The sequence below is a fragment of the Rhizobium sp. Leaf453 genome (assembly GCF_001425605.1).
Taxonomy (GTDB): Bacteria; Pseudomonadota; Alphaproteobacteria; order Rhizobiales; family Rhizobiaceae; genus Pararhizobium.
The window spans coordinates 1-1,964 of sequence record NZ_LMRG01000022.1 but is presented as its reverse complement, the minus strand read 5'-3'; the positions used below and the strand labels follow the sequence as shown (position 1 = coordinate 1,964).

The 1,964-nt window shown below is 60.6% G+C and carries 3 protein-coding genes and 1 pseudogene; all 4 read left to right on the top strand.

From position 1 onward, the window contains the following. Positions 1 to 66, top strand: a pseudogene (locus tag ASG68_RS32895) (DUF736 domain-containing protein); the annotation flags it as partial. Positions 67 to 206: 140 nt separating this feature from the next. Then, complete coding sequence (locus ASG68_RS18175) at positions 207 to 473, top strand: type II toxin-antitoxin system prevent-host-death family antitoxin (protein ID WP_062609955.1); 267 nt, start codon at positions 207 to 209, stop codon at positions 471 to 473. Further along, positions 470 to 886 carry a hypothetical protein gene (locus ASG68_RS18170; protein WP_062609953.1) on the top strand — a complete coding sequence of 139 codons (417 nt, stop codon included), beginning with the start codon at positions 470 to 472 and terminating at the stop codon, positions 884 to 886. Before ASG68_RS18175 ends, ASG68_RS18170 begins: the two co-directional genes overlap by 4 nt. A gap of 464 nt (positions 887 to 1,350) precedes the next feature. Next, positions 1,351 to 1,725: a hypothetical protein gene (locus tag ASG68_RS31495; protein WP_062609951.1), complete on the top strand. Its 375-nt coding sequence runs from the start codon at positions 1,351 to 1,353 to the stop codon at positions 1,723 to 1,725. Positions 1,726 to 1,964 lie beyond the last annotated feature (239 nt).

Below are 1,964 nucleotides of genomic sequence, written 5' to 3'. Positions count from 1 at the left end.
ACGCTGGCCGAAGTCGAAGGCGAAGACGGCCTGCAGTTGATCTGGTCGCGCCCCAACCGCGACTGAGGTCCTCGAGGCTCCGCCCATCCGGCGGGGCCGATTGGCAGCAGTACACAGCATTTGCAGCAATGCTGTAAATGCTGTAAATGCTGTATTTATATCGAGACAGCGATGGCCGACTCGACGCGGATACAACGGAGATAAGCATGACCCGTACCATTGGCTCATATTCAACGAGCGATCTTTCCCGAAAATCCGGAGATATCATCGCGGAAGCTCTGCGGCATCCCGTAACGATTACACAGCGCAACAAACCGCGCCTCGTGCTCCTCAACATCGATGACTACGAACGGCTGATGCGGCAATCCGATGCTCGTACCGTCGGCACGCTCGAAACCATGCCGCGCGAACTGTTCGACGAATTCGAGGCCGCGGTCGATACCTATGCGGAGACCGACGGGGTTAACCGATGAGCGGCTATGACGCCATCCAGACCGCGACGGTCATCCGTTATCCCTATCTTTGGGCGAGAGAGGCAGGCAGGTGCGAAACTGAAGGCCGCAAGGATCGGCCGGTCACCGTTGGCGTAAGGCTCCCACGACCCGATGGAGATTTGCTGGTGTTTTTCCCGATCACCACGAAGCAGCCAGAAAAGGCCCGCTTTGCGGCGGAAATCCCCGCCATCGAGAAACGGCGGGCCGGGCTCGATGCAGATCTGCGGCTCTGGATCATCCTCGATGAGTTCAACAGCGACGTCGTCGGCCGCTCTTTTTACCTTGAGCCTGAACCACCGCTCGGCCGGTTCAGCAAGGTCTTCTTCCTTCCCCTTCTCCGGGAGTTTATCGCCCGTCGCAAATCGTCTACCGAAATCAGCCGGTCCAAATAGTCCACGAAGGGTTTCCCAGCCGGATTGCGGGGTTCGGCTGGATTTTGCGCTCGGCCGACAAAAACCAAGTGAAGGAGTGGTGGAGCGACCTGCCAAATTTTTCCGATGAGGCCGTGGCACTCGAAGCCGTTTGACGGTGGATCGCGGCGTGATCGTGCCGATCACCGGCCGGAGGGCCGCTCGGAAGTCTGCCGGCGATTATCGCCTCGCCTTGTTCCTCCGATCGCTGTCACAAGCCACGTCCTCCGCAGGCTCCAGCTGATCTGTTCCGCCCCACCCCCGACTGAGGCCCTCGGGGCTTCGCCCATCGGGCGGGCCTCCCGCTCTGACTTTTGCCCTCCATCATCCATTCCATTCGGATGGAAACGGATGGGAGAATGGATGACGGCTCTTGATCTCGAGAAATTACGCATAACGCCTGAGATCCTATCGGTAATGGCCGAGATCGACGAATTCAAGGGTGCGTGGCGAACGCTTGGTCGTATTGCGCTCGACCGGCTGTCCAGCTTGCCGACCTCGCGCTTCGTCGAACGCCGGGCACAATCCGGACAGACCAACAGGACTGGAATCCCTGGGTCGAGTTTTTCCTCCGGAGCCTGCAGCGCCAGAAGCAGCGGCTCGAGCGCAAGATCGAGCATGGACGCATCCTTCTCGGCGACCTGCCGGAGTTGTCAGTCGTGATCCTCGAACGGGCGCGTGAGCGCGTGAGCGTCACCGTGATAGACGCTGCCAGGGCCACGGACACAAGCCGTAGCACCGTCAAGGATCATCTTCGCGCGTCGACGGAGCAGGGACATCTGACCCTTCATGGAGCGGGTCGTGGACCTGGTACGGCCTGAACTAAAGCCGGAGTGATTGGTCCGCCGAGGCGCCGGGATCGGAGCTAAGGCCCAACTGCGCGCGGCCGCCATTGTCACGTGCCTTTGCCTGACGTCAACGGCGCTCCATTTGCGGGCTCGATGAGGCATGTCTGACCGGAGAGCGGCTTCGCCTCGATCGTCCTCCCGCAACGGCCATCCGAAACTTCTTCCCCTGCCGGCTCCGCCGCCATTCCTCGCGCAGCAACAAAGTTCCTCCC